This is a genomic window from Nocardia sp. PLKS1-43 (genome assembly GCF_059510335.1).
In genome coordinates this window covers 32,009-56,303 of record NZ_JCAJZQ010000006.1, presented here as the reverse complement: position 1 = coordinate 56,303, position 24,295 = coordinate 32,009, and the positions used below count along the sequence as shown (strand labels likewise).

Sequence of the window (24,295 nt, the reverse complement as noted above, 5' to 3'; positions counted from 1 at the left end):
CGCCGAACTTCCGGCGCTCACCACCCGGTCGGGGGTCGAAACACCTGCGAGCCGCACAGGTTGGCAGGGGGATCGTGATAGTTGCTTACAGTGGGGAGGGAATGCATGCCGAAGTCCGCACCCGGGCACTCGACATCACGCTCGCCGGAGTCGGGAGAATGGTCCACAACCGGTCTGAAACGGTTACGGCAGGCCGGGTTTCGCTGCGAGATCATCAACGGCCAGATCATCGTGGGTGCCGGTGCCACGCCGAGACACCAGCGGCTGCTCAAATGGTTGGATCGCGCCCTCGAGGAAGTATTGCCGGAGAGGCATTTCAGCATCGCCGGAGTTGGCGTGCTGACCGGCGAAGATGTGCCGATCCCCGATCTGATTGTGGCAACAGGGGATATCCCGATGGACCGCCCGGGAGTGCCGGCGGCACAGGTGATTCTGGCTGTCGAGATCGTCTCGACCGCAACGACCATGCAGGACCGCATGGTCAAACCGCTCATCTACGCCGAAGCCGGCATTCCGAACTACTGGCGCATCGAGATCGATCCCTGCAAAGGCCGTCTGCCCGGTGAGGAGTTGCCGGTGCTGTTCGCTTACGCTCGCGGCGACGACGGCGAGTACCAGCTCACCAACCGCGCATCGGCCGGGACATCGGTGACTTTCAAGTCACCGTTCGAATTCACCGTCGATCCGGCCACATTGATGCGCTGACGTTCGGCCGGGTGCGCCCTATGACGACCGGTCTGGCATGACGACCGGTCTGTCGCGGATGTTCTGGTGGCGGTCATCCGGAATCGGCCACGTCGATGCGCTGGCGTTTGTTCTGCGACAGTGCCCGCCGGCTATGACGCCGCAAGGATTGCGCCGGCGTCGTTGCCGGTGCGCGGTCTTGCGGACTCGCCGGGGTATGGACCGGCCTCATCGGCGATCCTGCGTGGTCGTCGCCGGTATGCATGTTCGTTGTCATGCAGGCCCACGGCTGCCGCGCAAACGCGTGCGGGGTGGTCCGTGTCGGTGAACCAGGATCCGGAAGTGCGGTACCTGTTGTGGGGCAGACGGTTTCGGGGCGATGCGGCGGGTCGACGGTACTCGGGCGGGTGTTGCGCGTCACTAGCGGATACAGGTAGTGCAGTACTGGCGATTTCCGTGCGGGATCGGCGGATCGTGGGGGAGGACGGATCGTCCGTCGGGTCGCGGCAGTGCAGCGGGCCGGTCCGCGGCCCAGCGAATTAGGAAACAGACGGTGGATCAGATCCTGTATTGGAACCTTCAGGTGCTCGGGGCGGACAGGTCGGAGCACGTCGTCGATGTCGGAGGGGTGGCGCGCGCGCTCGCGATGACCCATCTGGCCATGTACGAGGCGTATCGCAGTATCGCCTCGGTGCCGTATCGCAGTTATCTGGCGGAGCCGCCGGTCCCGGAGCCGGGTTCAGCGCCCGAGACGGCCATGGCGGTCGCCGCGCATACCGTCCTGACCGCGTTGTATCCGCAGTGGACCGCGCGGCTGGACAACGCCCTGCAACGGACGGGCCTGAGCGGTCCCGGCCGCACCGGCGGCACCGCACACGGCGTCGCGGTCGCGCACGCGGTGCTGGCCGCGGGCAACCTACCGCCGGGATGATCACCCTGCGCCGGTAATCAGAATCGGGCCGTAGCCAATTATGGGCAAACGCCCCGTAGACTGATTCCTCGACTGTTGTCGGGCGACGGCGGGAGCGGCGCATGACGGACACCGAGGTCGATTCGGAACCGCTGCGGGGCAGGGCGCGGTGGTTGGCGCTGGGCGTGCTCGCGCTGGCCGCGGGCACGCTGGTATTCGATGCCACCATCATCGGGGTGTCGTTGCCGGCGATCATCGCCGCGACGGGTCTCGGGTTCGCCGCCGCGCAGTGGGTGCTGAGCGCCTATTCGGTGGTGTTCGCGGCCCTGCTGGTCAGCGCCGGTCGGTTGGGTGACCGGGTGGGTATGCGCACACTCATGGCTATCGGCGTGGTGCTGGTCGTCGCAGGCAGTCTGCTCGCCGCGGCGGCGCATCATCCGAACCTGCTGATCTGGGGCCGGATCGTGCAGGGCGCCGGTGCGGCATGTGTTCCGGCGGGAGTGTTCAGCGCGATCGATGCGGTGTTCCGCGGCCGCGACCGGACCCTCGCGCACACCGCCGGTGGTATCGCACTCGGCGGTGTGGCGGTACTCGGTGCGCTGCTGGGCGGCTGGCTGACCACCTCGTTCACCTGGCCCTGGATCTTCCTGGTGAACGTGCCGATCGGCGCGGTGCTGCTGGCGGGCATCCTCGCCGTGGTCCCCGAGGTACGCACCGAGGATCGCGGTATGGACGTGGACGGCTTCCTGCTCGGCGCGGCGGGTTTCGCGGTGGTTGTCTTCGCGCTGATCGAGGGGTCCGTCTACGGCTGGGGCCGGCCGCTGCGGACCTTCGATGTATTCGGACTGCACTGGTCGGCGCGCGCGTCGGCCTCGCCGGGCCCGGTGCTGATGCTGCTCGGGCTCGTGCTGCTGGCCCTGTTCCTGCTCTGGGAACATCATCGGGCAACGGTGAATCGCCCCGCGCTGCTGGATCTTTCGCTGTTCGGCTCGCCCGCGTTCCGGTGGGGTGTTGCGGCGTCGTTCGCGAGTGCGCTGAGCGTATTCGGGCTGCTGTTCGTGCTGCCGCTGTATCTGGTCGACGTGCTGGGCCTGTCCACGCTGCGCGGGGGCCTGGTCGTCGCGGTGGCCGCGCTGGCCGCGTTGCTCGGCGCGCTGGTCGCCCGCGGACCCGCGGCCGATCTGGGGCGGGCGCGGATCCTGCGGCTGGGCCTGGCGATCCAGACCGTCGCCATCGCGCTCACCGCCCTGTTCATCAGCGCGGACATCTCGGCTTGGTGGATCGCGGTTCTGCTGGTGTGTTACGGCGCGGGTCTCGGGGCGACCTGTGCCCATCTCACCGCCCTCACGCTGGGCGGAACTCCGCCCGAGCGAGGTTATTACCGCCGTGCCCGGGCCGCACAGGCCACACTGGTCGGGTTCGGGGCGTCGCTGGGCGTGGCGATTCTCGGCGGCACGCTGTCCCTCTCGCTCGGGAACGCGCTGCCCGACCGCCTGTCCGCGCTACCCGGTCTGCCGCATCGCGCGGCCCGCGAGATCACCGTCGCCACCCGCGACTCGGCCGGCGGCGCCATCGCCGCGCTGCGCGCCCATCACGCCGATACCGCCGTCGTCGACGCCCTCGCCCGCGGTTTCACCGATGCCACCCGGGCCGCCCTCCTGGTCGCCGCCGCGATCCTGCTCCTGGGTCTGTTCGCCGCCACGCGAATTCCGGGCGGCGCCGGGCGAACCCCGACCGACCGGGTTCCCGATGGCGCGCCCGGCGGAACCTCGGGCGCCACTGTCGAGGCGCCGGACGGTACCGCCGACGGCGCACGGGATTCCGGCGCTACCACAGCGTCGAATTCGACGTCGGGTACGCGGCCCGATGCGGTCGGGGAGGTACGCGACGATGCGGGGCGGACGGCTACCGAGCCCGAACCGGACCGGGCGCGAGGAGATACTCCCGGCACCGCGGGCTGAGCGCGGAATCACCAATCGATGAGGTTCAACTCGTGCAGGTGGCGGAAGATCAGCATCGAGCCCGGCGCGACGTGCGGCATGGCGGCGTACTCGCCGACGGTGAAGTAGCGGAGTTCGGCGATCTCGCTGGTCGGCCGGGGCTCGCCGCCGAGGTCGGCGGTGAAGCAGGTCATGTGCAGCGCCGTGCCGGGGGCGTGGCCGTACGCCTCGCATTCGAAGACGCCCAGTTCGGCGTACTCGGTGACCTCGACGCCGAGTTCCTCGCGGACCTCGCGGTGCAGGGCCTGGACCGGAGTTTCGCCGGGATCGATCTTGCCGCCCGCCATGTAGAACACGTCTTTGCCCGCCGAACGCGCCTGCAGCAGACGGCGTTCGCGGACGTAGGCCAGCGCCGCGGTGCGAATCATGGTGTCCACCTTCGGTTCTCCGGGGTCAGCGGGCGGTGGGCGGCGCCAGCTTCCAGTGTTCGTGCAGGGCGTGCGCGATCTCGGGCAGCACTGTCACGGGAACCTTCTTGTGCCGCAACATTTTCCGGATCTGCGCAACCTGTTCGCGCTTGCGGTGCTCATAGGCGTTGGACACCGGGCGGACCACCGGCGGAATGGACAGCAACACCAACTCCCCGTGCCGCTCGTCACCGCCGGACAGGTCCAGCGCCAGCGCCCAGCGCGCCCGCTCGTCCAGCGTGAATCGCCCGGCAACGACCCGCTCCCAGGCGATATCGCTCTCGTGCAACGGGGTACGCCGGGAGATCGCCCGATCGGTCAGTACGACCACATCACGCCCGAACAGCGCGACCAGCACCGCGATCCCGACGGCGATGCCCGCGAACAGTCCGGTGAACACGCGGTTCACGCCGAACGCGGCCACGATCGCCCCGCAGATCAGCGCTGTCGCCAGCGCACCCAGCGTGCCGTAGATCAGCGCCCGCTGCCCGGGTACCACGCCCGCACGTACCATCGCCCTCGGTCCTTCCTACCCAGGACAGCACCGTACCGTGCGTTGTGGCGTCGTGGCGTCGCGGTGTCGTGGCTCAGGGCCGCAGCGCGACCGCGGCCTCGGCGGTGTACACCAGGAAGGTCAGGCTCTCCTGGAAGTACAGCTGCACCGTCTCCGCGTCGTGTGACAGATAGCCGATCGAAAGATCTTGTCCCAGTTGCAGATCGAAGTCCCCGCCGCGAGTGGTCAGCAGGAACGCGCCGTCGATGGCCGGGGCCCAGATGATGTCGCCGTCCGGGATGAGACGTTCGATGTGGGTGCGGATCGGATAGCCGTGATCGGCCGTCTCGCTGACCGCGGTGTACAGATCGGCGCTCAACAGCACCGAATACGGCCCGTCCACACCGGCCAGGCGCAGCTCGGTCACCGCCTGCGCGATCGCCTCCGGAGCCTGCCGCGCATCGGCGGGCGGTGCGATCGGCGCATTGGAGGAGGCCGCCCGGATTCCGGTGATACCCGCGGCCGCATAGCCTTCGAAGATCGTGCGATCCTCGGCGTAGGCGATCTTTCGCGCGGCGTCCTTGACCGCGTCCAGATCGGTGTCCTTGCCGCCGCGCTCGACGTTGTCGAGTTCCTCGCGCGAGAGGCTGAACGGCACGCGCAGCTCCACCACCGGCGCGACCTGCCGCTGCCGCGCCACGATGCCCTCGTCGGGGGCGTCGATGACCTTGGTGCGGCCGAGACCGACCGCGGAGAACTCGGTGCCGTGCGGTCCGGAGACGTCGACCACGCGACGTCCGGCGACATGCCGCTTGAACGTTCGCGTGGCCTCTTCCTCGATCGCCGACCACGCCTCGGAGGTGATCGGAGCGAGTTCGCGGTGCAGATTGTTCATCGCTGGAGTCCTTTCGACGTGGCCGGACCCCGTGGGCCGGACCGCTCGCGTACTCGACCCGATCATGCCGGGCCCTTCTTCAGTGTGCCGATGCCGAGAGAGCCGTCCCCGGAACTCGCGGGGGTCCGCGGCGCCGGCGCGGACTCCGCGGGCGCGGGGTCGGGCAGATCGTCCAGGAAATCCGCGGTCGGGGTGAAGAACAGCGTGCCGGTGACCGCTGTGGAGAAATCCAGGATGCGGTCGTAATCGGCCTCGTCGCTGCCCAGGAACATCCGCTCGAGCATGCGTTCGGTGACGCTCGGCGTCGCCGCGTAGGCGACGTAGTACGTGCCGAATTCACCCTCGCGCACACTCCCGAAGGGCATGTTCGCGCGCAGGATCTGACGTTGCGTACCGTCCGGGTCGTACACCGTGTTGACCGCGACGTGCGAATTCGCCGGTTTGTCCTCGTCGGACAGCTCGTAGTCGCCCAGTTTGGTCCGGCCGATCACCAGTTCCTGCTCGTGCACCGGCAGGGCGTTCCAGGCTTGCAGATCGTGCAGATACTTCTGCACGATGACGTAACTGCCGCCCGCGAACGCCGGGTCCGCGTCACCGATCAGCGCGGTCGACGCCGCGAACGCGCCCTCCGGATTCTCGGTGCCATCCACGAATCCGAGCAGATCGCGCTGTTCGAAATAGCGGAATCCCACGGTCTCGTCCACGATCGTGGCCGCGCCGCGCAACCGGTCGCCGATCACCATCGCCAATTCGAAGCAGGCGTCCTGGCCCTCGGCCTTGATGTGGAACAGCAGATCCCCGGGAGTGGTCGGAGCCGAATGTTTCGGGCCGCGATAGGCGGGAAGCTCGTGCAGCTCGGCCGGGCGCGGACCGGCGAACAGCCTGTCCCAGGCCGCCGAACCGATACTGGCGATACAGGCCAGATTCGCCCCGGGCAGGCGGAAACCAACCGAACGCCGCAGCCCCGACAGATCTGCGAGCAGATCGCGGACAGTGCTCTCACCGCCGTCGTCGATGGTGAATACCAGGAAGAGGGCCGCCGGACTGAGCGGATCGAGGATCGGCTGCGACTCACTCATGATCGACAGCGTACGGGGGCACGCCGACAAGTGTGCGGAATGGGTCCGCGCCCTCGCTATTTCGCGACGGTCAGCAGGAAAGCGACATCCTCTACCGCGGTCACGCTGTGCCGCGCGGCGGGCACGATCAGCAGATCGCCCGGCGAGCCCTTCCACTCGTTGGCGCCGCTGAACAGCGTGAGCGTCCCGGACAGCACCTGCAGCGTGGCCTCGCCGAGATTGTCGTGCTCGGCCAGGCTCTGTCCAGCGGTCAGCGCGATGACGGTCTGTCGCAGCGAATGGGTGTGGCCGCCGCAGAGGGTCTGGGAACTGCGCCCACTGGTATTGGCCGCGGCCAGTTTGAGCTGCTGGCGGGCCACTGCGGTCAGCGATTTCTTGTCCATGAACAGCCTTTCACGCCTGTGCCGTGCGAGTTGTCACGGGCTGAATAGTCGTGAGTATGCCGCAGGCGCCGGGCGATAACGTCCTGTTTCACATTGCAATTCGATGTTCGGTCGGGATCGGCGGCGGCCCCGGAGCCCGGGTGTAATGCCGGATGCGGTAACGCAGACCGGTCCTGGATTGCTCCCACGGCCCGTCGCGCACGGTCCATTCCGGGCCGATGGCGGGGGCGTAGGCATCGCCATCGATCTCGGCGTCCACCTCGGTGACCATCAGCTCGGTCGCGTATCGTATTGCGGCACGGTAGATTTCGCCGCCACCCATCACCCAGAGCGGGTCCGGCCCGCAGCTGCGCAGCGCCTGCTCCAGCGAATCGGTGTGCTCGGCTCCGCTGGCGGACCAGTCCGGTTGCCGGGTGATGACGATATTGCGTCGTCCGGGCAGCGGGCGGAAACGCTCCGGCAACGAATCCCAGGTGCGGCGTCCCATCACCACCGGATGCCCGCCGGTCACCTTCCGGAAGTGGGCCATATCCTCGGGAATGTGCCACGGGATCGCGTTGTCCCGGCCGATCACGCCATTCCTGGCCTGTGCCCAGATCAGCCCGATCCGCGTCATACCGCGACCGGCGCCTTGATCGCCGGATGGTGCCGGTATCCGGCCACTTCCACATCGGAATACTCGTAGTCGAACAGCGACGGCGCGGGACGCAGATGTAACTGCGGGAACGGGTACGGCTCCCGCCCGAGCTGTTCGCGCACCTGCTCGACGTGGTTGTCGTAGATGTGGCAGTCCCCGCCGGTCCAGATGAATTCGCCGGGGGCCAGTTCGGTCTGCTGGGCGACCATCAGCGTGAGCAGGGCGTAGCTGGCGATGTTGAACGGCACGCCCAGGAACAGATCCGCGCTGCGCTGATACAGCTGGCAGGACAGCTTGCCGTCCGCGACGTAGAACTGGAACAGCGCGTGGCACGGGGCCAGTGCCATCCGGTCCAGATCGGCGACGTTCCACGCCGAGACGATCATCCGCCGCGAGTCGGGGTTGGTCCGCAGGGTGTGCAGGACCTCGGAGATCTGATCGATCTGCGAGCCGTCGGGCGTTGGCCAGGACCGCCACTGCACCCCGTATACCGGGCCCAGCTCGCCGTGCGCATCGGCCCACTCGTCCCAGATGCTGACCCCGTGCTCGTGCAGCCAGCCCACGTTCGAATCGCCGCGCAGGAACCACAGCAACTCGTAGACGATCGACTTCAAATGCACTTTCTTCGTGGTGATCAGCGGAAACGAGGCCGATAGGTCGTACCGCAGCTGATGGCCGAACACACTGCGCGTGCCGGTGCCGGTGCGATCGGGTTTCGCCGTTCCCGTGGTGAGTACCAGACGCAGCAGATCCTCGTACTGGGTATCGGGAACGCCGCCGGTTGCCGTGTCCGGAACCGAGCCGAGCCGCGAGTCCTCCATACCTGGCAGCTTACGCAGTTCCGTGCGGCCGTCGACGGGACGGTCCGCCGCCGCGGGCCGAGCCCGGGCGCGGGCACCGGCCACCGGGACGCTGCTGGTCGGCCGGGTTTGGCAAGCTTGCGTGTGTGCGGAAGCTTTATGTGATCGGGATCGGGGCCGGTGATCCGGAACAGGTGACGATGCAGGCGGTCAAGGCCATGCGCCGGGCCGAGGTGGTCTACGTGATCGGCAAGGGAGAGACCAAGCGAGAGCTGGTCGAAGTGCGGACCGCGATCCTGGCCGAGCATATGGACCGGCCGTACCGGATCGTGGAGATCGCCGATCCGCCGCGTGAGCGGACCGTCGCGGACGGGGCGTACCGCGATGTCGTGCGGGATTGGCACGAGCGGCGAGCGGCGCTGCTGCGCGAGGCGTTCGCCGAGCACGACGGTGCCGGGGCGATCCTGGTCTGGGGAGACCCTTCGCTGTACGACAGCACGCTGCGGATGATCGAGCGGGTCGCCGCCGTCACGCCGCTGGATTACGAGGTGATTCCGGGGGTGACCAGCGCACAGGCCCTGGCCGCGCGGCATCGGATCGTGTTGCACGAGATCGGCGAGCCGGTGCACATCACCACCGGACGCCGCTTGCGTGAGGAGGGGCTGGCGCCCGGTGTCCCCACGGTGGTCATGCTCGACGGCGAGACGTCGTTCAGCACGATTCCCGGTGACGGTGTGCACATCTGGTGGGGTGCGTATCTCGGCATGCCGGACGAGGAACTCGCGGAGGGTCCGCTGCGCGCGGTGGAATCACGAATTATCGAGCGCCGCAACGAACTTCGCGAGGCGAAGGGGTGGATCATGGATATCTACCTGTTGCGCCGGGCGGGCGGCTGAACATCCGGGGCGCGGCGTGCGGTCGAGCGATGGGCTCGCGGTGCGTCGACCGGCCGGCGACGGTGGGCGGAATTTCGGGCCGGGATTGTCGGTGCTCGCCGGTAGTCTGCAGGGGTGCCCGAATTACCGGAGATCGTGGCGCTCGAGCGGTTCCTGGCCGAGCATGCGGTGGGCGCGGTGGTGGGGCGGATCGATGTCGCGGCGCTGAGCGTGCTCAAGACCTTCGATCCGCCGATCACCGCGCTGTCCGGTCGTGATGTCACCGGGGCGGGGCACTGGGGCAAACACCTGGGGTTGGAGTGCGGTGGGCTGTGGCTGATCACCCATCTGTCGCGCGGCGGTTGGCTGCGCTGGATCGATGAACCGGGCCGCACCCCGCCCAAGCAGGGCAAGGGCCCGTTGGCGTTGCGGGTGCATCTGTTCACTCCCGAAGGGGCGACACCGGCCTTCGATCTGACCGAGGCGGGCACCAAGAAGCGTCTCGCCGTCTGGATCGTCGAGGACCCGCGGAGTGTGCCCGGGATCGCCCGCCTGGGCCCGGACGCGCTGGATGTCACCGGGGAGCAGTTCGCCGCGCTGCTGCAGGGCACCGCTCAGCGGCTCAAGACCGTGCTGGCCGATCAGGCGGTGATCGCCGGAATCGGCAACGCCTATTCCGATGAGATCCTGCACGCGGCAAAGCTTTCCCCGTTCGCCACCGCCAATCGCCTGACCACCGAGGAGGTCGAGCGGCTGTACGCGGCGATGCGGGAGATCCTCATCGGCGCCATCGACCGTTCGGTGGGGCAGGGGGCGGCCGAACTGAAGGGCGAGAAGCGGTCCGGACTGCGCGTACACGCCCGCACCGGGCTGCCCTGTCCGGTCTGCGGTGACACGGTGCGCGAGGTCGCGTACGCGGACAAGTCGTTCCAGTATTGCCCGACCTGCCAGACCGGCGGCAAGATCCTGGCCGATCGGCGCATGTCGCGACTACTGAAATGAATCACACCGAATCTCACGCCCCGCGCGCGGGCGGCTGATACCCGGAAAGACCCAGGTGCGCACCGATTTCCGCGAGCGCGTCCACGATCGTCCGGCCGTTCAATTGGGGCCATCCGGCGAATACCGCCGGCATATCGTTGCGAGTGCCCGCGCCGCCGATCTGGTCGATGGTCAGATCAGTGTGGTAGAGCAACCATTTGAGGGCATCGCCGACGGACACCTGATTTCCGTATGCGTCGGTGATGGTGTCACTCAATTGCATATCTCCTCCTAGGCTCCATTGGCCGTAATCAGCGGTCAGGGATTGGTCGATATCGCATTCGACACCGTTGACATAGGCGTACCCGAGCGAGACGTTCTGCAGGATATTGATGCGCGGGTCCTGATTTCCGCCGCTCCACGCCTGGGTCTGCCACCCCCAGGTGGCCACGCCCGCGTCCAGCGCCCGCGAGACGGGCCAGTAACCGCCGTAGATGCCAACGTTGTTCGTGCCGATAACCGTCGCCGCGCCCTGCAGATAGGCGTTGATCGGGGCCTGCTGTTCGGGCGTGGCGTCGAAGTCGGCGGAGAAGTAGATGGGGCGATCCGCGGAACCGCCACAGGCCAGGGCCTGATTCAGTGCCGCCTGGGCATCGGCGCGCCCGGCATCGTATCCGGCCAGCATCCGATCGGCCTCGGTCTCCCAATTGGAGACGATATCGATACCGTTGGCGCGCAGATCATCCGCTTCGGCCGGAGTCAGCAGTTTCGCCGGCAGGCCGGCTCCGCCCGAGGCGAGATATCGGCACACGAATCGATATCCGGCGGCGGCTATGGCCGCACCTCCGGGAATTCCTCCGGCATAATCCAGACCATTGGCCATGTCACTCCTCCCCGATCGAAGATATGGTTGATCGGCGACGAACCGCGTCGCCGCGAGAATATGTTCGGGCTGTCGGGGCGGACGCCTCGATTACCTTCCGGCCGTACGCATTACGCGTGCCGACATCGAGGGTCTGTACCGGTGCCGTACGCACCGGGATGGATGAGCAGCGAACCCGCCGCGGGCGCACCGCGCGAATGAAATGGTGTGCATACGGATTCCTCACTCTTCCAACGGAATCGAGAGACAGTACGCGAACCGAACTCCTCAATCTTCGCAGAGTGCGACGCGACGGGCAAGCAAATCCGGCGCAATACCCCTTGTTTCTCGCCCGAGCCTGCGACGTCGGTAAATCGGGCGTCCAGTCCGGTGCGGTCCGGCAAAGTGGTTGCGAAGAGGTATATTCCGGACGGGTGACACTCAGATATATTGGGGGGCAATCATTTTCACGCGTCGAGCGGCTTCCGCGCGACGGTGGCAACGGTCGTATACGGCATCGTGAAACGACCGCCCAGGTCGTCGATCGCCGCGCCCACACCCGCCAGGATCGCGGCGAGACGATCCGGTTCGAGCCTGGTGAACAGGCCCGTCGTCGGCAGCTGGTCGAGCCATTCGTCGCGGGTGTAACCGCGCCGCCACTCGAACTGCCACCGCTCCGGCTCCTCGAACGCGCCGCTCGCGCGAATACCGTCGGCGGCCTTGTCGAAGAACGTCCGGTAGGCGTCGAGGGCCGGGCGAGGAGGCTGATCGACGAACGGCGAGCCGGGTATCACTCGCCGATAGACGGCATGCACCCGCTCGGCCAGTTCGGGCGGCAACTCGAAGACGTGGTTGAACGGTGCGAGCAGTCCACCGGGGCGCAGTGCGCGTCCGGCGCGCGCGGCTCCGGCGACCGGATCCACCCAGTGCCAAGCCGTCCCGGAAACCACCGCGTCGAATCGCCGGCCGACCGATTCCCAGGTCTCGAAGGTGGCCACCTCGGTCGCGATCCCGGTACCCCGGGCGAATTCGGCCATGCGCGCATCGGGTTCCACACCGAGCACCGTGCAGCCGAGTTCCCGGAACTGCCGCGCGACGATGCCGGTTCCGGTCCCGACGTCCAGGATCGCGCCGCCGGGCGCGGCAGCGCGGATTCGCTCGATCAGTTCGGTCGGATAGGCCGGGCGAGCGCGGTCGTAGCGGGCGGCGTCCACGCCGAAGGATTCGGCGATGACGCGCGCCTCGTGCGGGGCGTTCGCGGCGGGCGTCTCGGGTGGGGTGGGCCGGGAACGTGGCTGTCCGGAAGGTAGAGTGGGCATGTGCCCACCATAATGGGCGCATGCCCACTCGACAATCGTCCGGATGGCCGATCGCGTTCGCCCTGAGCGGAAGGAGTGCCGGTGCCCACGGGAGTGGCCCTGCGTGATGTGCGCGAGCAATTGTTCGACGCGGCCGAGCGCATCCTGCTGCGAGACGGTCCCGACGCGCTGACCAGTCGCGCGGTCACCACGGAGGCGGGCTGCGCGAAGGGGGTACTGCACCGGCACTTCACCGATTTCGACGAATTCCTGGCCGAACTCGTCCGCGACCGCATCGCGAGGCTCGCCGCGCAGGCGCACGCGCTGGAGGAATCCGCCGGAACCGGAACGGTCACCGGCAACCTCACCGCCGCATTGACCGAACTGTTCGGCACCGTCGCGGTTTCGATTGTCAGTCTCGTCATCTTCCGCGACGAACTGCGCGCCCGGCTGCGCCGTTCCCGGCCCACCGGAATACCGCTGCTGCACGAGGCCGGTGAGATGATCGCGACCTATCTGCGCCGCGAACGCGAACTCGGGCGGATCGCGGCCGACGCCGACATCGGCACGCTCGCACCGACATTGGTCGGCGCGGGACATCTGCGCTTCGCCGATCGGAGCGCGCCACCGGAGCCCGCGGAGGTGGTGAAGACGGTGGCGACGGTCCTGGCCGGAGTCCTGCCGAGCTAGCCGCTCAACATCCGGTCGGGACGCGAATCCCTTCCCAGGCAAGCCGTTTGGACTTGTCCGGATCCACCTCGAGACGCGGCGGCGAGTCGATGACGCGGGTGATGCGGCGCTGTTCGCTGTACTCGGGCCAGGACGGCAGCGGTGCGCCGGTACGTGCGAAAGACAGCCAGTTGTCCTGGAATTCGCGTTGCACCGCGAGGAAACCCTTGCGCCCGCCCGCGGCCGTGAATGCCCGGCCGATCGGGGAGTCCACCCCGCCGAAGACGGGGATCAGGTCCAGTGCGTGCGTCGCGCCGAAACCGGCCAACCGGATCGCGCGCGGTGCGAAGTCGAAGCGATAGGCGTAGGTCGGCGCGTACCGGCTGTGTCCTGCCATGACCTCGAGCGAGGGCCGCCAGAACACGAAGTCGCCGCCCGCGCGCACGGCCGTCTTCGGTGCCGGATAGCCGGGATACGCCGCGGTGATGCGGGCTTCGGCGTCCTCGGAACCGGCCAGCACCTTGCGCATCCGCTCCTGCGTGGTGGGCAGGGTGTCGTCGAACCGGGCGAACAGCGTCGCCTCGTTGCGGTTGGTGCCGATGATCAGCGGCAGCGGATGAGCCGTGCCGTTCACGATCGCGTCGATCGGCGCCTCGGGCAGATAGTCGCCGTCCACGACCGGGGATACGGCGAAGGTGCCCGGATACTGCCGGGACCACTTGCTCAGCCGGGACTCCACGGCCTTGCGGATCTCGTTCGGGCTGGCCTCGACGAGCATCTTCGCCGCGTTTTCCGGTGTGGCGCCGAGCTTTTCGATACAGCTGCGACCGAACAGCCGGGCCTGTTCCGCAGTCATCGCCCAGTCGGCGGGCGCGCTCTGGGCGATCCCGCGATGGAACAGCCCTCGCGCGGCCGGTGTGGCCAGCAGCGACAGCACCGCGTGCGCGCCCGCGGATTCGCCGAATACGGTGACGTTGTCCGGATCTCCGCCGAATGCGGCGATGTTGCGCTGCACCCACTCGAGCGCGGCCACCTGATCGCGCAGGCCCAGATTCGAATCGAAAGGCCGTTCGGGCGTGGAGAATTCGCTGAAATCGACGTAGCCGAACGCGCCGAGACGGTAGTTGATGGATACGACCACGACGTCACCGCGAGTGGCCAGTCGGCTACCCGAGTACAGGCTCAGGGCCGAGGTCCCGATCAGATACGCGCCACCGTGGATGAACACCATGACCGGGCGCGGAGTCGAGGACGGCTCCGCCGGGGCGACGACATTCAGCGTCAGGCAATCCTCGGCGGTCAACTGCGTGGTTCGCGGACCGATCCGGGCGCCCCTGCGGTGCTGCATCGCGGCGAACGCGAATTCGGTGGCCTCGCGCACCCCCTGCCACGGCTGCACCGGTTGCGGAGCCCGGAACCGCAGCTCGCCGACCGGGGCGGCCGCATAGGGAATCGAACGCCAGCGCGCGACATGACGGCCGCGATGGCCGCGAACCACGCCGTCCGCGGTGGAAATCTCTGCCATGGGGACGATGGTAGCTGTTACTGCAGGTATCCCTCGACCTGCTTGGCGGGGTTGACCTGGGCATCGTCCGGATCGCCGCCCTGATCTCTGCGGGCGCGCCGCTGCCGCAGCAGGTCCCAGCACTGGTCGAGCTGCACCTCCAGCTCGGCCAATTGCGCCCGTTCGGTCTCCTGGTCGAGCGCCCCCTGTTCTGCTTTGGACCGGAGCTGATGCTCCCGATCCACCAGTTCGGTGATCCGCGCGAGGACATCGTGTTCGGACATGGGGACGAGTCTAGTGGTCGCTGCTTCGCCGTGGTGGGGCCGCGGCGCTCACCGGGCCTGCCGGAGGTGAACGGCGGGAAGGCCGCGGGCCATGCGGTCCGAAGACGGGTGTCTGTGCTGGACCCGGCGTTGCGGGGGCGGGGCGGGATGGTGATCCTGCCGGGGCGGCTGCGGGAATTGCGCGAGCCATGCGGTCAGCCGGTGCAGGCCGTCGACATCGACGGCATAGAAACGGTTCATGCCGGCGGCGCGCACCGTTGCCAGGCCATTGTCGAGTAACGCTTTGAGATGTTGTGAGACCGCTGCTTCGGAAATTCCGCGATGTTCGCTGATTGTCCGGGTGATGGCTCCGGAACTTTTCTCACCCGAGGCGAGCAATTCCAGAATCTGTCGGCGAGCCGGGTTGCCGAGAACCCCAAATGTGTCCATGTGAAAATAATAGAAAAATCTATATTAGAGGACGATGAGAAGGGCGGTGCACCTCTCGGTTCGGGGTCCCGGCAAAAAGGGAAAGCAGCCCGCTGCCGGATCAGTTCTCCGTGACGTATGCCGAGGTCGCGGCGAGTGTGAGCGTATCGTCGTCGCTGAAATGGATTTGCGCGTTGACCCGGTAGACCTGGCGCAGCATATCTTCGGTGATCACTTCGCGGGGTGTGCCGACGGTGTGCACGGCGCCATCGTGCAGCACGATGACGTGATCCGCGAATCGGGCCGCATGAGTCAGGTCGTGAATTGTCGTTATGACGACCGCGGGCTGCTCCTGCGCGTATTCCCGGACGAGTGCGAGCATTTTCAGCTGATTGTGCAGGTCCAGACTGCTGGTCGGTTCGTCGAGTAACAGCACCGACGGCCGTCGCACGATGGCCTGCGCCAGGCTCACCAATTGTCGTTGGCCGCCGGACAGGTGCGCCATCTTGCGGTCGGCGACCGGGGTGAGCCCGACCTGCTCCAGAACCGCGGACACCAGATCCACGGTGCCGCGCTCAACTCGGAATCCGGCCCGCTGCTGATAGGCGAGCAGCACATTCTCGAACACGGTCAGCGTGGTGGCGGGCGGCGGATCCTGGGGCAGATACAGCACCGACCCGTCCTGATTCGCCGCGCCCGACCCGTTGCCATTGCCATCGCCGAGGGTGATCGTGCCCGAATGTCGTTGCAGCCCGGCGATACAGCGCAGCAACGTGGACTTACCGGCCCCGTTCGGACCCACGACCGCGTACATCGCACCGGGCCGCAACGCCGGCAGTGAGATCGACCGCAGAATCAGGGTGCGGCCGTAGGTGAAGTCCAGATTCTCGACGGTGATGGTCATGTCCACGTCCGCTGTCGCCGGGTCATGATGATGAGCAGGAATACCGGGACGCCGACCAGTGAGGTGATCACGCCGACCGGGATGATCACGCCCGGGACGACGATCTTGCTGACCATCGATGCACCGGTCAGCAGGGTGGCTCCGCTGAGGATCGAGGCGGTGAGGAAGTGCCGCTGATCCTCGCCGACGAGGATTCGCGCGATGTGCGGCCCGACGAGTCCGATGAACCCGATCGTGCCCGCGATCGAGACGGCGGTGGCGGCCAGCAGCGAGACGCCCACCAGGGCGATGGTGCGCATCCGATCGACCGGCACGCCGAGCGCGTTGGCGCGGTCGTCACCCATCCGGAAGGCGGTCAATGTCCATGCCTGCCAATAGAAGAAGGGCAGCAGCACCGCGGTGACGACCGCGAGGGTGCCGATCTGCGGCCAGGTCGCGCGGCTGAGGCTGCCGAGCGTCCAGAACACGACCTGCTGCAGTTGCACCTCGGAGGCGACGTACTGCATCAGCGCGAGCAGCGCGTTGAACAGGAAGACGATCGCGATGCCCAGCAGGATCATGGTTTCGGCACCGGTACCGCGCAACCGGCTGAATCCGAGAATGATCACGCAGGCGCCGATCGCGAATATCCATGCGCTGCCGGCCATTCCGAGCTCATTGCCGAGCGGCAGCAGGCTGGTGAAGCCGGTGACCGCGGCCAGTGCCGCGCCGAATCCCGCGGCGGCGGAGACGCCGAGCGTATAGGGCTCGGCCAGCGGGTTGTTCAGGATCGTCTGCATCCCCGCGCCCGCGGCGGCCAGCGCGCCGCCCACCAGGATTCCGGTGATCGACATGGGAAGCCTTATGCCCCAGACGATCTGGTCGTCCACGGCCGGAGCCCGGCCCGGCGTGAACGCGGCCCGCAGCAGATCGCCGGCGGGCATCGGCGCGCCGCCGATCATCACGTCGCCGCAGAACACCACCGCCGTGAGCAGCGCGAGCGCGGTGAGGATCAGAATCCGTCGACGGGTGAGCGCCCGATAGCTCTCCTGCGCGGAGACCGGCGGTGCGATCGGCCTGGAGTTCACCGCGGTCACGAGAGTTCCGTCCAGAAGGTGCCGCCGGCGGCGATCGGCAGGAACTTCGTGTGCAGTTCGGTCAGTTCGGCACCGGGGTCCACGTCGGCGAACAGCTCGGGGTGCAGCCATTTCGCCATCCATTCGATGGCCAGGTAGTTGTACGGCGAATCGTAGAAGTGGTGCCACAGCGCGAAGGTGCGATGCTCGCGGACCGCGGCGAGCGTGCCGAAGCCCGGTTGTTCCGACACCACCGACGCGAGCTGGCTGCGCGCGGCCTCGGGCGTCTCGTGGTAGCCGAGCGCCACGAACCCGCCCGCCTTGACCGGCGTTTTGCCCGGCGCCCAGTTCGCGCCGGTGGCGATGACGACCGCGGGGTTGCGCTCGAGGATCTTCTCCGGTGACAGCGTGCCCTGCGGGGTGGACAACAGGTCGTCGCCGAGGTTCGCCCCGCCGGCGGCGGTGACGATCGCCGCGAGATTGCTGCGCGCGAAAGTCGAACAGCAGTCGTAATATCCGGGCGCTCGCCACAGGAATGCCGGTGTCGGTGTCGCGTGCGCGGCGGCCAAACGGTCGCGCACCATCCTCACCCTGGACTGGTAGTAATCGATGAACGTCCGGGCCTGCTGTTCCCGGCCGAAGATCTGTCCGAGCGCGCGGATGCTGGGCACGGTGTGCGCCACGGGGTCGACGAAGTAGTCGATCACGACCGTCGGGATACCGGCCTTGTCCAGCTTGCTCACGATTCCGGCGTCCTGCGCCGCCGCGAAACTCGCCGCGCTGACGACGAATACGTCCGGACGCAGTTGCAGCGCCTGTTCGGCGGACAGCGATCCGGCGGAGATCTCACCGGTGGTGGTGACCTTGTCCAGCTGCGGGAAGCGCGCTCGGTACTTGTCGTACGTGTCCGGATCGTTCTGCAGCAGATCGTCCGGCCAGCCCGCCACGTCGCGGGTGGGATCGTCCTTGTTCAGCAATGCCGTGGTGTAGATCAGGCGCTGTCCGCCCAGGAGTACGCGTTGTGCGGGTAACCGCACCTGGACCTTCCGGCCCAGCGCATCGGTGATCGTCGTCCGGTGGCCGTTCGACGCGGTCGTCGTGCTCGGGCTGCATCCGGTGATCGTCAGCACCAGAACCGTGGTGAGCAGCACCGTGGTCGACAGCGCTCGCCGCGGCCGGGAGCGGGTCCGGGAACTGCCGGGTCGCCGGCCGGAACCGGATGGCATATGGCTCAGCATATTCGGTTAGCCTTCCCTCATTTCCTGAAAGGCTAGGCATCCGGTTCGGGCGATGTCAACGGCGACGGCGGAGCTGAGATGTTGCCCTGACCAAGACTTTCCTTTAATCCTTGCCCGTCCTGATTAGGTAAGGCTAGCCTGCGAAGCGCCGCATCTTCTCAGCGGATTCCCAGCACCACGATTGGACCGCATCCCCATGCATATCCTCACCCGGAGCGATCTGGCGGACCTGCAGGTGTCCCCGTCGGATGTGATCAGTGCCGTCGAGGACGGCTACCTGGCTTTCGTTCGAGGCGAGTCCCGCTGCCCGACCAAATTGATGATGCCGTTGCCCGACGAGCGGCGTGATTCGGTGTCGTATTCGATGCTCGGCTACGACGCCAACCTCGAACACCTCGGGTTCAAGACCTCGTATCGCCAGGGCAGCCAGACCAACGAGAAGTACTACACCACGATCACGCTGTACGACGACGCGACCGGACTTCCGTTCGCGCTGATGGATTGTCAGCGCGTCGGCGCCTCTCGCACGCCGGCCACCACCGCCCTGATCGCGCGGACGTGTGCCGCGCCCGGCGCGCGCTCGGCGCTGATGATCGGCACCGGCGTGCAGGGAGTGAACACGCTGCCGTATCTGCTGACCGTGCTGCCGGAACTGCGGATCTTGCGACTGTTCGGCACCCACCCCGAGGGCATCGCGTCGTCGAAACGCACACTGCGCGAACACTTCCCGGATCGTGAGCTGGAGATGGTGGAGGATGTGCGCGAGGCGGTCGCGGACTCCGACATCGTGGTCGTGGCCTCGGGCCGCGCGACGCATCCGCCGATCGATGTGCGGTGGCTGCCGCCCGGCGGCCTGATGATCTCGGTCGCCAGCAAGGGTGTCGCGGCCGGAGCGATGCGCGATTCGGACTACAACATCACCACCAGCATCGGCCAATTGGGAGTCACCGGAACGAGATTGGCGTCCGGCGGACAGGTGCGCGTCGATGCGGTGCTGCCCGACATCATCGCCGGGCGGTCACCGGGCCGCCGCACCCCGGCCGACCGGGTGTTCGCATTCTCCAGCGGCATGATCATCACCGATATCCCGGTCGCGCACGCGCTCGCCACCCGTGCCATCGCCGCCGGACGAGGACGGAACGTCGAGTTGTGGACATGACTGTGCCGAACCGGATGACAGCGCCTGACACGGCGACGACCGTCGGCCCGGCCCTTCCGGCCCGCCAATCGGACTGGGCGGCGGCGGTTCAATCCGACCCGATACTGCTCGGTGATATCGCGCGCGCGGTGGGTGGTCCGTTCCACGTGATCGACCCCGAGCGGTTCGCCGCCAACCTCGACGCGTTCCGGGCCGCGCTGCGCGCCGCAGGCGTCGAGGGCCGAATCTACTTCGGCAAGAAGGCGAACAAGGCCGGGGCCTGGCTCGACGCGTGCGCCCGGCGTGACGGCGGGGTCGACGTCGCCAGCGCCCCGGAACTGGTGCACGCCCTCGGTCACGGCGTGCGCGGCCGGGACATCGTCGTGACCGGGCCCGCCAAATCCACCGAACTGCTCTGGCTGGCCGCCCGGCACGAATGCCTGATCGCCATAGACGACCTCGACGAGCTGGAGCGGCTCATCGGCGTCGGCGTCGCCGCCCGGGTGCTGTTGCGGGTCCTGCCTCCGACCGGCCCGAACAGCCGATTCGGACTGGATCCCGGACAACTCGGCCGCGCGCTGGACCGCTGTGTGCAGGCGCGCGAGGGCATTACGATGGACGGCTTCTCCTTCCATCTCGACGGCTACCTGCCGTGGCCGCGGGCCGAGCTGGCGAACGAGTTGATCGACCGCTGCCTGGATGCGCGGGCTCGGGGCCTGGCCGCCACGGCGATCGACATCGGCGGCGGATTCGCCTGCGACTACGTCGATTCCGCGGACTGGCGACGTTTCCAGCAGGACTATTCCGACGAATGGTTCCACGCCGCAAAGCGTTTCACCCGCTTCTACCCCTACCATCAGACTCCGGCCGGGGCGGATATGCTGACCGCCATCCTCGAGCAGGTCGGGCCGCGATTCGCGCAAACCTCCATCCGGCTGCTGTGCGAACCCGGGCGGGCGCTGCTCGATCAGGCGGGCTTCTCGGTGTTCCCGGTGCAGGGTTGCAAGGCGCGCGGCGATCATTTCGCGGTGACCGTCGCCGGACTCAGCATGAGCGTCTCCGAACAGTGGAAGGGCAGTGAATTCCTGCCGGACCCGCTGCTGTGGCCCGCCGGTCCGACCGGCGACCGTGCCACCGGCCAGGGGCCGATCGCCGCCTTCATCGCCGGCTCCAGCTGCCTGGAATACGACGTATTGACTTGGCGCAAGATAACTTTCGAGCGGCCGCCGCGATACGGAGATCTGATCGTCTACCCCAACACGGCCGGATATCAGATGGACAAGAACGAGAGCGGATTCCATCAGTTGCCGCTGCCGCCCAAGGTCCGTGTCCACACCCGAGACGGCCGATACACCTGGTCGATCGACTCCCACTGATGCCGACGCGCCTGGAAGGAACGCCAACCATGCTGACCACGATCAGCCGACCGACCGCCGTGATCGCGGATCACGCTTCCGCGCTCGTCGGCGATACGCCCCTGTTGGAGCTCACCCGCACCGGCTCTGGCACGCGGCTACTGCTCAAACTCGAGCAGTTCAACCCGACCGGCTCCGGCAAGATCCGGATGGCTCGCCAGATGATCCTCGCGGCCGAACGCACCGGCCGGTTGCGACCGGGCGGCCATATCGTCGAACCGACCTCCGGCAACACCGGTCTCGGTCTGGCGATGATCGCGTTGGAACGCGGATACCGATTCACCGCCGTGGTGGATTCGCATGCCGCCCAGGACAAGCTGCGCGCCATGGCCGCGATGGGCGCGGAACTGGTCATGGTCGACAGCGCCGCCGGCGGCGGGCCGAGCACCGTGGAACGCCGCCGGGTCGCCGACGAAATCGCCGCTCGCACCGGCGGTTTCCGCCCGGACCAGCACAACAACCCCGCCAACAACGACGGATACGCCGAACTCGCCGGGGAATTGGCCGGCGCGCTGGATCGGATCGACTATCTGGTCGGCGCGGTCGGCACCGGCGGATCACTGTGCGGCACAACGCGGGAACTGCGACGCCGCGGGATGCGGGTCACCACGATCGGGGTCGAGCCGCTCGGCTCGATCATCTTCGGCGGTCCGGGCGGCAGCTATTGGCAGACCGGCGCCGGGAGTCCGCCGGGCTTCACCGTGGGCAGCAATGTCGACTACGGCTGTATCGACGAGGGCGTTCCGGTCGGCGATCTCGCCGCCTTCACCACCGCGCGGGTCGTCGCCCGCCGCACCGGCCTGCTCATCGGCGGAACCGGCGGCGCCGCAACAAGTCTCGCGTTGCGTCGCCTGGCGCTCGTGCCGGCGGGCAGCACGATCGTGGTGCTGATCTGCGATGCCGGGGAGAAATATCTGGACACCATGTACGACGACGACTGGCTGCGTGCCCGTGGACTCCTGGACGAGGCCGCCCACCGGCGGCTGCACCGGCTGCTCGACGCGTACGCCGATTCGGTGCACATCGCCGCCGCCGACCTGTGTCGTAAGGCGGGTGCCTGATGGCCGCGCTGCTCGGCAGCCCCGCGGGACGGCTGCGCGAATACCGTCCGGTCATCGCCCTGGCCTCCCCGATCGCGGGCATTCAGCTGGCCCAGGTTGCTTTGACCACGGTCGATCTGGCGATGATGGGCCTGCTGGGCGTCACCTCCATCGCCGCGGGCGGGCTGGCCATTCTGCTCTACAACCAGCTGCGCACCATGAGCGTCGGTATGGTCACCGGCATCGGCAATCAGATCGCCGGTGCGGCCGGTCGTGGTGAGAAACGCACCGGCAGTGACGATCTCGACGATCAGGCGCGAACAGAGATCCGGGAGCTGGTCCGCGCCGGACTGTTCGTCGCGACTCTCGTCTCCACCCTGGCCGCGGTGATCCTGATCGGGATCGGATTCGCGTTGCCGCTGTTCGGGCAACGCCGCGAGGTGGTCGACATCGCGCGCCCGATGATGATCGCGCTGGCTCCCGGACTGGTGCCGATGCTGTGGCTGAATGTGTTGCGGCAGTTCACGGTCGGCATGCGCAGGCCCGGCTCACTGCTGCGTGTGACGCTGGTGTCGATCGGGGTGAACGCGTTGCTGGACGCCGCGTTCATCTACGGCTGGCTCGGGCTGCCGAAGCTCGGCGCGACCGGCGTCGGCCTGGCCACCACGCTGGTTCAGGTGTTCACGCTGGTCTCGCTGTATGCGCAGATCCGCCGGGACGCGCAGCTCACCGGACTGCTCGCGCTCGATCTGTGGCACTTCGATCGGGCGGGGTTGCGCCGCGTGGTCACCATGGGCACCCCGATCGCGTTCACCTACGGCAACGAGGCCGCGATCACCTCCATCGCGACCGTGCTGATGGGCATCTTCGGGCCGGAACTGCTGGCCGCGAGCAATATCGTGAACCAGCTCGCATATATCGTCTACCAGCTGAACATCGGTTTGTCCCAAGGGTCCTCGATTCTGGTCAGCCGCAGTGTCGGGCGCGGCGATCGCGACGAGGCCGGGCATATCGCGCGCCGGGTGCTCACCGTGAGCGTGGTGACCATGACCGTATTCGGACTCCTGTACTGCATCGCGCCCCGGCTGGTGCTGGCGCCCTTCCTGCACGGCGCCGGCACCGAGGTGGTTGCCGCCGCGGCCGCGTTGCTGTGGTTCGCCATCGCCCACCAATACCTCAAGGGCGCGCAGAACATCTGCGTCGGATTGCTGCGGGGACTGGGGAATACCACCTCTAGCCTGCGTATCACGCTGATCGGCTACTGGGGCATCGGGATTCCGGTCATGCTCATCGCCGCCTATCCGCTGCACTGGCGCGGATACGGGATCTGGCTCGGATTGTGCGCGGGTTTCGGGGCCACGGCGGTGTTGCTGCTCAGGCAATTTCGCGCCGACCTGCGTGCCGGATAGACCAACGCCCGTCGGGATTCGCCGGATGCCGGGCGTCGAGGACGTCCGGCATCCGAAACTGCCGGGACGGCGATCCGGACGGGCGGAGGGGCGATCGATCGATTGAGGGGTCGCTGCGCGGCGCCGGATGGCGGTGCCGAAGCAGCGGCGAAATGATCGATCGCCGCAATCCGTCGCCGGGCGCGGATGCCGGTGTGCCCGACCGGCCGAATCGGCGCTAGTCGGCCAGCTGGTATCCGACCCCGCGATGGGTCTTCAATGTCGTTCTGTCGAAAGGGATGTCGATCTTGCTGCGCAGATATCGGATGTAGACGGCCACCACGTTGTCCGGGCCGTCGTAGTGGCTGTCCCAGACGTTGCGCAGGATCTCCGACTTGCTCACCACCGTGCCCGGGTGCCGCATCAGGAATTCCAGCAGCCCGAATTCCCTTGGCGTCAGGGATAGTTCGACCTCACCGCGACGCACCGACCGCTGGTTCGGATCGAGTGCGAGATCGCCGACGGTGAGAACCTCCCGCTGCTGCGGTGACTGCCGCCGCATCAGGGCGCGCAGCCGGGCGATGAGCACGACGAACGAGAACGGTTTGGTGAGATAGTTGTCCGCCCCCATGTCCAGGGCGTCGGCCTCGTCCAGATCGCCGTTCTTGGCGGTCAGCATGAGCACCGGCGTCGTGACGTCCTCGGCCCGGATCGCGCGCAGGACTTCGTATCCGCTCAGACCCGGCATCATGATGTCGAGCACGATCGCGTCGAAGTCGTGTTCGGTCGCCATCCACAGTCCGTCGACGCCGTTGCTCGCGATCTCGACGTGGAATCCCTCCTGCTCGAGTCCGCGGCGAACCGTTTCCGCCAGTCCTGCCTCGTCCTCGACCACCAGTACGCGCATGACCCATGACCCCTTTCCGGCCGTGCAAACCCCCTGATGGT

General features: G+C 67.5%; 26 protein-coding genes. 10 read left to right on the top strand and 16 right to left on the bottom strand.

Annotation, left to right across the window (positions count from 1 at the left end; genetic code table 11):
• Positions 1-105 precede the first annotated feature (105 nt).
• From AC5WS7_RS22335 to AC5WS7_RS22325, 3 genes are all read left to right on the top strand, one after another.
• Entirely contained in the window at positions 106-705 is a 600-nt protein-coding gene (locus tag AC5WS7_RS22335) for a Uma2 family endonuclease (protein ID WP_495956510.1), read from the top strand.
• A gap of 532 nt (positions 706-1,237) precedes the next feature.
• Positions 1,238-1,615: a hypothetical protein gene (locus AC5WS7_RS22330; RefSeq protein ID WP_495956509.1), complete on the top strand. Its 378-nt coding sequence runs from the start codon at positions 1,238-1,240 to the stop codon at positions 1,613-1,615.
• A gap of 101 nt (positions 1,616-1,716) precedes the next feature.
• A complete protein-coding gene (locus AC5WS7_RS22325) occupies positions 1,717-3,555 on the top strand; it encodes an MFS transporter (RefSeq protein ID WP_495956508.1) in 1,839 nt (612 codons plus the stop codon).
• A gap of 8 nt (positions 3,556-3,563) precedes the next feature.
• Here AC5WS7_RS22325 and AC5WS7_RS22320 read toward each other — a convergent pair whose 3' ends face one another.
• The 7 genes from AC5WS7_RS22320 to AC5WS7_RS22290 form a co-directional block, all read right to left on the bottom strand.
• The gene (locus AC5WS7_RS22320; protein ID WP_495956507.1) at positions 3,564-3,962 is read right to left on the bottom strand and encodes an NUDIX hydrolase; all 399 of its coding nucleotides are present in this window, start codon (positions 3,960-3,962) and stop codon (positions 3,564-3,566) included.
• A gap of 25 nt (positions 3,963-3,987) precedes the next feature.
• Positions 3,988-4,515, bottom strand: a complete 528-nt coding sequence (locus AC5WS7_RS22315; protein WP_495956506.1) for a hypothetical protein — start codon at positions 4,513-4,515, stop codon at positions 3,988-3,990.
• 73 nt (positions 4,516-4,588) lie between these two features.
• Positions 4,589-5,389, bottom strand: a complete 801-nt coding sequence (locus AC5WS7_RS22310) for a family 1 encapsulin nanocompartment shell protein (protein ID WP_495956505.1) — start codon at positions 5,387-5,389, stop codon at positions 4,589-4,591.
• Positions 5,390-5,451: 62 nt separating this feature from the next.
• Complete coding sequence (locus tag AC5WS7_RS22305) at positions 5,452-6,468, bottom strand: Dyp-type peroxidase (protein ID WP_495956504.1); 1,017 nt, start codon at positions 6,466-6,468, stop codon at positions 5,452-5,454.
• A 56-nt stretch (positions 6,469-6,524) separates the two neighbouring features.
• A complete protein-coding gene (locus AC5WS7_RS22300; RefSeq protein WP_495956503.1) occupies positions 6,525-6,851 on the bottom strand; it encodes a cupin domain-containing protein in 327 nt (108 codons plus the stop codon).
• Positions 6,852-6,939: 88 nt separating this feature from the next.
• Positions 6,940-7,467, bottom strand: a complete 528-nt coding sequence (locus tag AC5WS7_RS22295) for a dihydrofolate reductase (RefSeq protein ID WP_495956502.1) — start codon at positions 7,465-7,467, stop codon at positions 6,940-6,942.
• Positions 7,464-8,309, bottom strand: coding sequence for a thymidylate synthase (locus AC5WS7_RS22290; protein WP_495956501.1), 846 nt, complete (start codon positions 8,307-8,309; stop codon positions 7,464-7,466). The genes AC5WS7_RS22295 and AC5WS7_RS22290 overlap by 4 nt, the downstream gene beginning before the upstream one ends.
• 125 nt (positions 8,310-8,434) lie before the next feature.
• Between AC5WS7_RS22290 and cobF the strand changes: the two genes are divergently transcribed.
• Together cobF and AC5WS7_RS22280 are read left to right on the top strand one after the other, a co-directional pair.
• Positions 8,435-9,184: a precorrin-6A synthase (deacetylating) gene (gene cobF / locus AC5WS7_RS22285; RefSeq protein WP_495956500.1), complete on the top strand. Its 750-nt coding sequence runs from the start codon at positions 8,435-8,437 to the stop codon at positions 9,182-9,184.
• Positions 9,185-9,298: 114 nt separating this feature from the next.
• Positions 9,299-10,165: an Fpg/Nei family DNA glycosylase gene (locus tag AC5WS7_RS22280; protein ID WP_495956499.1), complete on the top strand. Its 867-nt coding sequence runs from the start codon at positions 9,299-9,301 to the stop codon at positions 10,163-10,165.
• A gap of 13 nt (positions 10,166-10,178) precedes the next feature.
• Here the strand turns inward: AC5WS7_RS22280 and AC5WS7_RS22275 are convergent, their stop codons facing one another.
• Together AC5WS7_RS22275 and AC5WS7_RS22270 are read right to left on the bottom strand one after the other, a co-directional pair.
• Entirely contained in the window at positions 10,179-11,027 is an 849-nt protein-coding gene (locus AC5WS7_RS22275; RefSeq protein ID WP_495956498.1) for a glycoside hydrolase domain-containing protein, read from the bottom strand.
• A 446-nt stretch (positions 11,028-11,473) separates the two neighbouring features.
• Complete coding sequence (locus AC5WS7_RS22270; RefSeq protein ID WP_495956497.1) at positions 11,474-12,325, bottom strand: class I SAM-dependent methyltransferase; 852 nt, start codon at positions 12,323-12,325, stop codon at positions 11,474-11,476.
• Positions 12,326-12,406: 81 nt separating this feature from the next.
• Between AC5WS7_RS22270 and AC5WS7_RS22265 the strand changes: the two genes are divergently transcribed.
• Positions 12,407-12,994: a TetR/AcrR family transcriptional regulator gene (locus AC5WS7_RS22265; protein WP_495956496.1), complete on the top strand. Its 588-nt coding sequence runs from the start codon at positions 12,407-12,409 to the stop codon at positions 12,992-12,994.
• 4 nt (positions 12,995-12,998) lie between these two features.
• Here the strand turns inward: AC5WS7_RS22265 and AC5WS7_RS22260 are convergent, their stop codons facing one another.
• The 6 genes from AC5WS7_RS22260 to AC5WS7_RS22235 all read right to left on the bottom strand — a co-directional run bounded on the left by AC5WS7_RS22260 (position 12,999) and on the right by AC5WS7_RS22235 (position 18,354).
• On the bottom strand, positions 12,999-14,498 hold the full coding sequence (locus tag AC5WS7_RS22260) for a carboxylesterase/lipase family protein (protein WP_495956495.1): 1,500 nt from the start codon (positions 14,496-14,498) through the stop codon (positions 12,999-13,001).
• Positions 14,499-14,515: 17 nt separating this feature from the next.
• Complete coding sequence (locus tag AC5WS7_RS22255; protein WP_495956494.1) at positions 14,516-14,761, bottom strand: DUF2630 family protein; 246 nt, start codon at positions 14,759-14,761, stop codon at positions 14,516-14,518.
• Between the two features lie 48 nt (positions 14,762-14,809).
• Entirely contained in the window at positions 14,810-15,190 is a 381-nt protein-coding gene (locus AC5WS7_RS22250; RefSeq protein WP_495956493.1) for an ArsR/SmtB family transcription factor, read from the bottom strand.
• Between the two features lie 100 nt (positions 15,191-15,290).
• Positions 15,291-16,073, bottom strand: coding sequence for an ABC transporter ATP-binding protein (locus tag AC5WS7_RS22245; RefSeq protein ID WP_495956492.1), 783 nt, complete (start codon positions 16,071-16,073; stop codon positions 15,291-15,293).
• Positions 16,070-17,149: a FecCD family ABC transporter permease gene (locus tag AC5WS7_RS22240; RefSeq protein ID WP_495956491.1), complete on the bottom strand. Its 1,080-nt coding sequence runs from the start codon at positions 17,147-17,149 to the stop codon at positions 16,070-16,072. Before AC5WS7_RS22240 ends, AC5WS7_RS22245 begins: the two co-directional genes overlap by 4 nt.
• The gene (locus AC5WS7_RS22235; RefSeq protein ID WP_495956490.1) at positions 17,146-18,354 is read right to left on the bottom strand and encodes an ABC transporter substrate-binding protein; all 1,209 of its coding nucleotides are present in this window, start codon (positions 18,352-18,354) and stop codon (positions 17,146-17,148) included. Before AC5WS7_RS22235 ends, AC5WS7_RS22240 begins: the two co-directional genes overlap by 4 nt.
• Positions 18,355-18,562: 208 nt before the next feature.
• Between AC5WS7_RS22235 and AC5WS7_RS22230 the strand changes: the two genes are divergently transcribed.
• Genes AC5WS7_RS22230 through AC5WS7_RS22215 form a run of 4 tightly spaced genes read left to right on the top strand, consistent with a single transcriptional unit; the run spans position 18,563 to position 23,368 of the window.
• Positions 18,563-19,525 carry an ornithine cyclodeaminase gene (locus AC5WS7_RS22230; RefSeq protein WP_495956489.1) on the top strand — a complete coding sequence of 321 codons (963 nt, stop codon included), beginning with the start codon at positions 18,563-18,565 and terminating at the stop codon, positions 19,523-19,525.
• Positions 19,522-20,880 (top strand): type III PLP-dependent enzyme domain-containing protein, encoded by a 1,359-nt coding sequence (locus AC5WS7_RS22225; protein WP_495956488.1) that lies wholly within the window; start codon positions 19,522-19,524, stop codon positions 20,878-20,880. The genes AC5WS7_RS22230 and AC5WS7_RS22225 overlap by 4 nt, the downstream gene beginning before the upstream one ends.
• Positions 20,881-20,909: 29 nt before the next feature.
• On the top strand, positions 20,910-21,980 hold the full coding sequence (locus AC5WS7_RS22220) for a PLP-dependent cysteine synthase family protein (protein WP_495956487.1): 1,071 nt from the start codon (positions 20,910-20,912) through the stop codon (positions 21,978-21,980).
• Positions 21,980-23,368 (top strand): MATE family efflux transporter, encoded by a 1,389-nt coding sequence (locus AC5WS7_RS22215; RefSeq protein ID WP_495956486.1) that lies wholly within the window; start codon positions 21,980-21,982, stop codon positions 23,366-23,368. Before AC5WS7_RS22220 ends, AC5WS7_RS22215 begins: the two co-directional genes overlap by 1 nt.
• Before the next feature lie 217 nt (positions 23,369-23,585).
• On the opposite strand, the gene AC5WS7_RS22210 is transcribed toward AC5WS7_RS22215, so the two are convergent.
• Positions 23,586-24,254 carry a response regulator transcription factor gene (locus AC5WS7_RS22210; RefSeq protein WP_495956485.1) on the bottom strand — a complete coding sequence of 223 codons (669 nt, stop codon included), beginning with the start codon at positions 24,252-24,254 and terminating at the stop codon, positions 23,586-23,588.
• Between the last annotated feature and the right edge of the window lie 41 nt (positions 24,255-24,295).

Coding starts and splice junctions, on each gene's coding strand:
- AC5WS7_RS22300 (WP_495956503.1), bottom strand. CDS start 6,851: ATGGACAAGAAATCGCTGACCGCAGTGGCCCGCCAGCAGCTCAAACTG.
- AC5WS7_RS22315 (WP_495956506.1), bottom strand. CDS start 4,515: ATGGTACGTGCGGGCGTGGTACCCGGGCAGCGGGCGCTGATCTACGGC.
- AC5WS7_RS22220 (WP_495956487.1), top strand. CDS start 20,910: ATGCTGACCACGATCAGCCGACCGACCGCCGTGATCGCGGATCACGCT.
- AC5WS7_RS22245 (WP_495956492.1), bottom strand. CDS start 16,073: ATGACCATCACCGTCGAGAATCTGGACTTCACCTACGGCCGCACCCTG.
- AC5WS7_RS22260 (WP_495956495.1), bottom strand. CDS start 14,498: ATGGCAGAGATTTCCACCGCGGACGGCGTGGTTCGCGGCCATCGCGGC.
- AC5WS7_RS22290 (WP_495956501.1), bottom strand. CDS start 8,309: ATGGAGGACTCGCGGCTCGGCTCGGTTCCGGACACGGCAACCGGCGGC.
- AC5WS7_RS22335 (WP_495956510.1), top strand. CDS start 106: ATGCCGAAGTCCGCACCCGGGCACTCGACATCACGCTCGCCGGAGTCG.
- AC5WS7_RS22210 (WP_495956485.1), bottom strand. CDS start 24,254: ATGCGCGTACTGGTGGTCGAGGACGAGGCAGGACTGGCGGAAACGGTT.
- AC5WS7_RS22255 (WP_495956494.1), bottom strand. CDS start 14,761: ATGTCCGAACACGATGTCCTCGCGCGGATCACCGAACTGGTGGATCGG.
- AC5WS7_RS22325 (WP_495956508.1), top strand. CDS start 1,717: ATGACGGACACCGAGGTCGATTCGGAACCGCTGCGGGGCAGGGCGCGG.
- AC5WS7_RS22295 (WP_495956502.1), bottom strand. CDS start 7,467: ATGACGCGGATCGGGCTGATCTGGGCACAGGCCAGGAATGGCGTGATC.
- AC5WS7_RS22235 (WP_495956490.1), bottom strand. CDS start 18,354: ATGCCATCCGGTTCCGGCCGGCGACCCGGCAGTTCCCGGACCCGCTCC.
- AC5WS7_RS22225 (WP_495956488.1), top strand. CDS start 19,522: ATGACTGTGCCGAACCGGATGACAGCGCCTGACACGGCGACGACCGTC.
- AC5WS7_RS22305 (WP_495956504.1), bottom strand. CDS start 6,468: ATGAGTGAGTCGCAGCCGATCCTCGATCCGCTCAGTCCGGCGGCCCTC.
- AC5WS7_RS22310 (WP_495956505.1), bottom strand. CDS start 5,389: ATGAACAATCTGCACCGCGAACTCGCTCCGATCACCTCCGAGGCGTGG.
- AC5WS7_RS22250 (WP_495956493.1), bottom strand. CDS start 15,190: ATGGACACATTTGGGGTTCTCGGCAACCCGGCTCGCCGACAGATTCTG.
- AC5WS7_RS22230 (WP_495956489.1), top strand. CDS start 18,563: ATGCATATCCTCACCCGGAGCGATCTGGCGGACCTGCAGGTGTCCCCG.
- AC5WS7_RS22320 (WP_495956507.1), bottom strand. CDS start 3,962: ATGATTCGCACCGCGGCGCTGGCCTACGTCCGCGAACGCCGTCTGCTG.
- AC5WS7_RS22215 (WP_495956486.1), top strand. CDS start 21,980: ATGGCCGCGCTGCTCGGCAGCCCCGCGGGACGGCTGCGCGAATACCGT.
- AC5WS7_RS22270 (WP_495956497.1), bottom strand. CDS start 12,325: ATGCCCACTCTACCTTCCGGACAGCCACGTTCCCGGCCCACCCCACCC.
- AC5WS7_RS22275 (WP_495956498.1), bottom strand. CDS start 11,027: ATGGCCAATGGTCTGGATTATGCCGGAGGAATTCCCGGAGGTGCGGCC.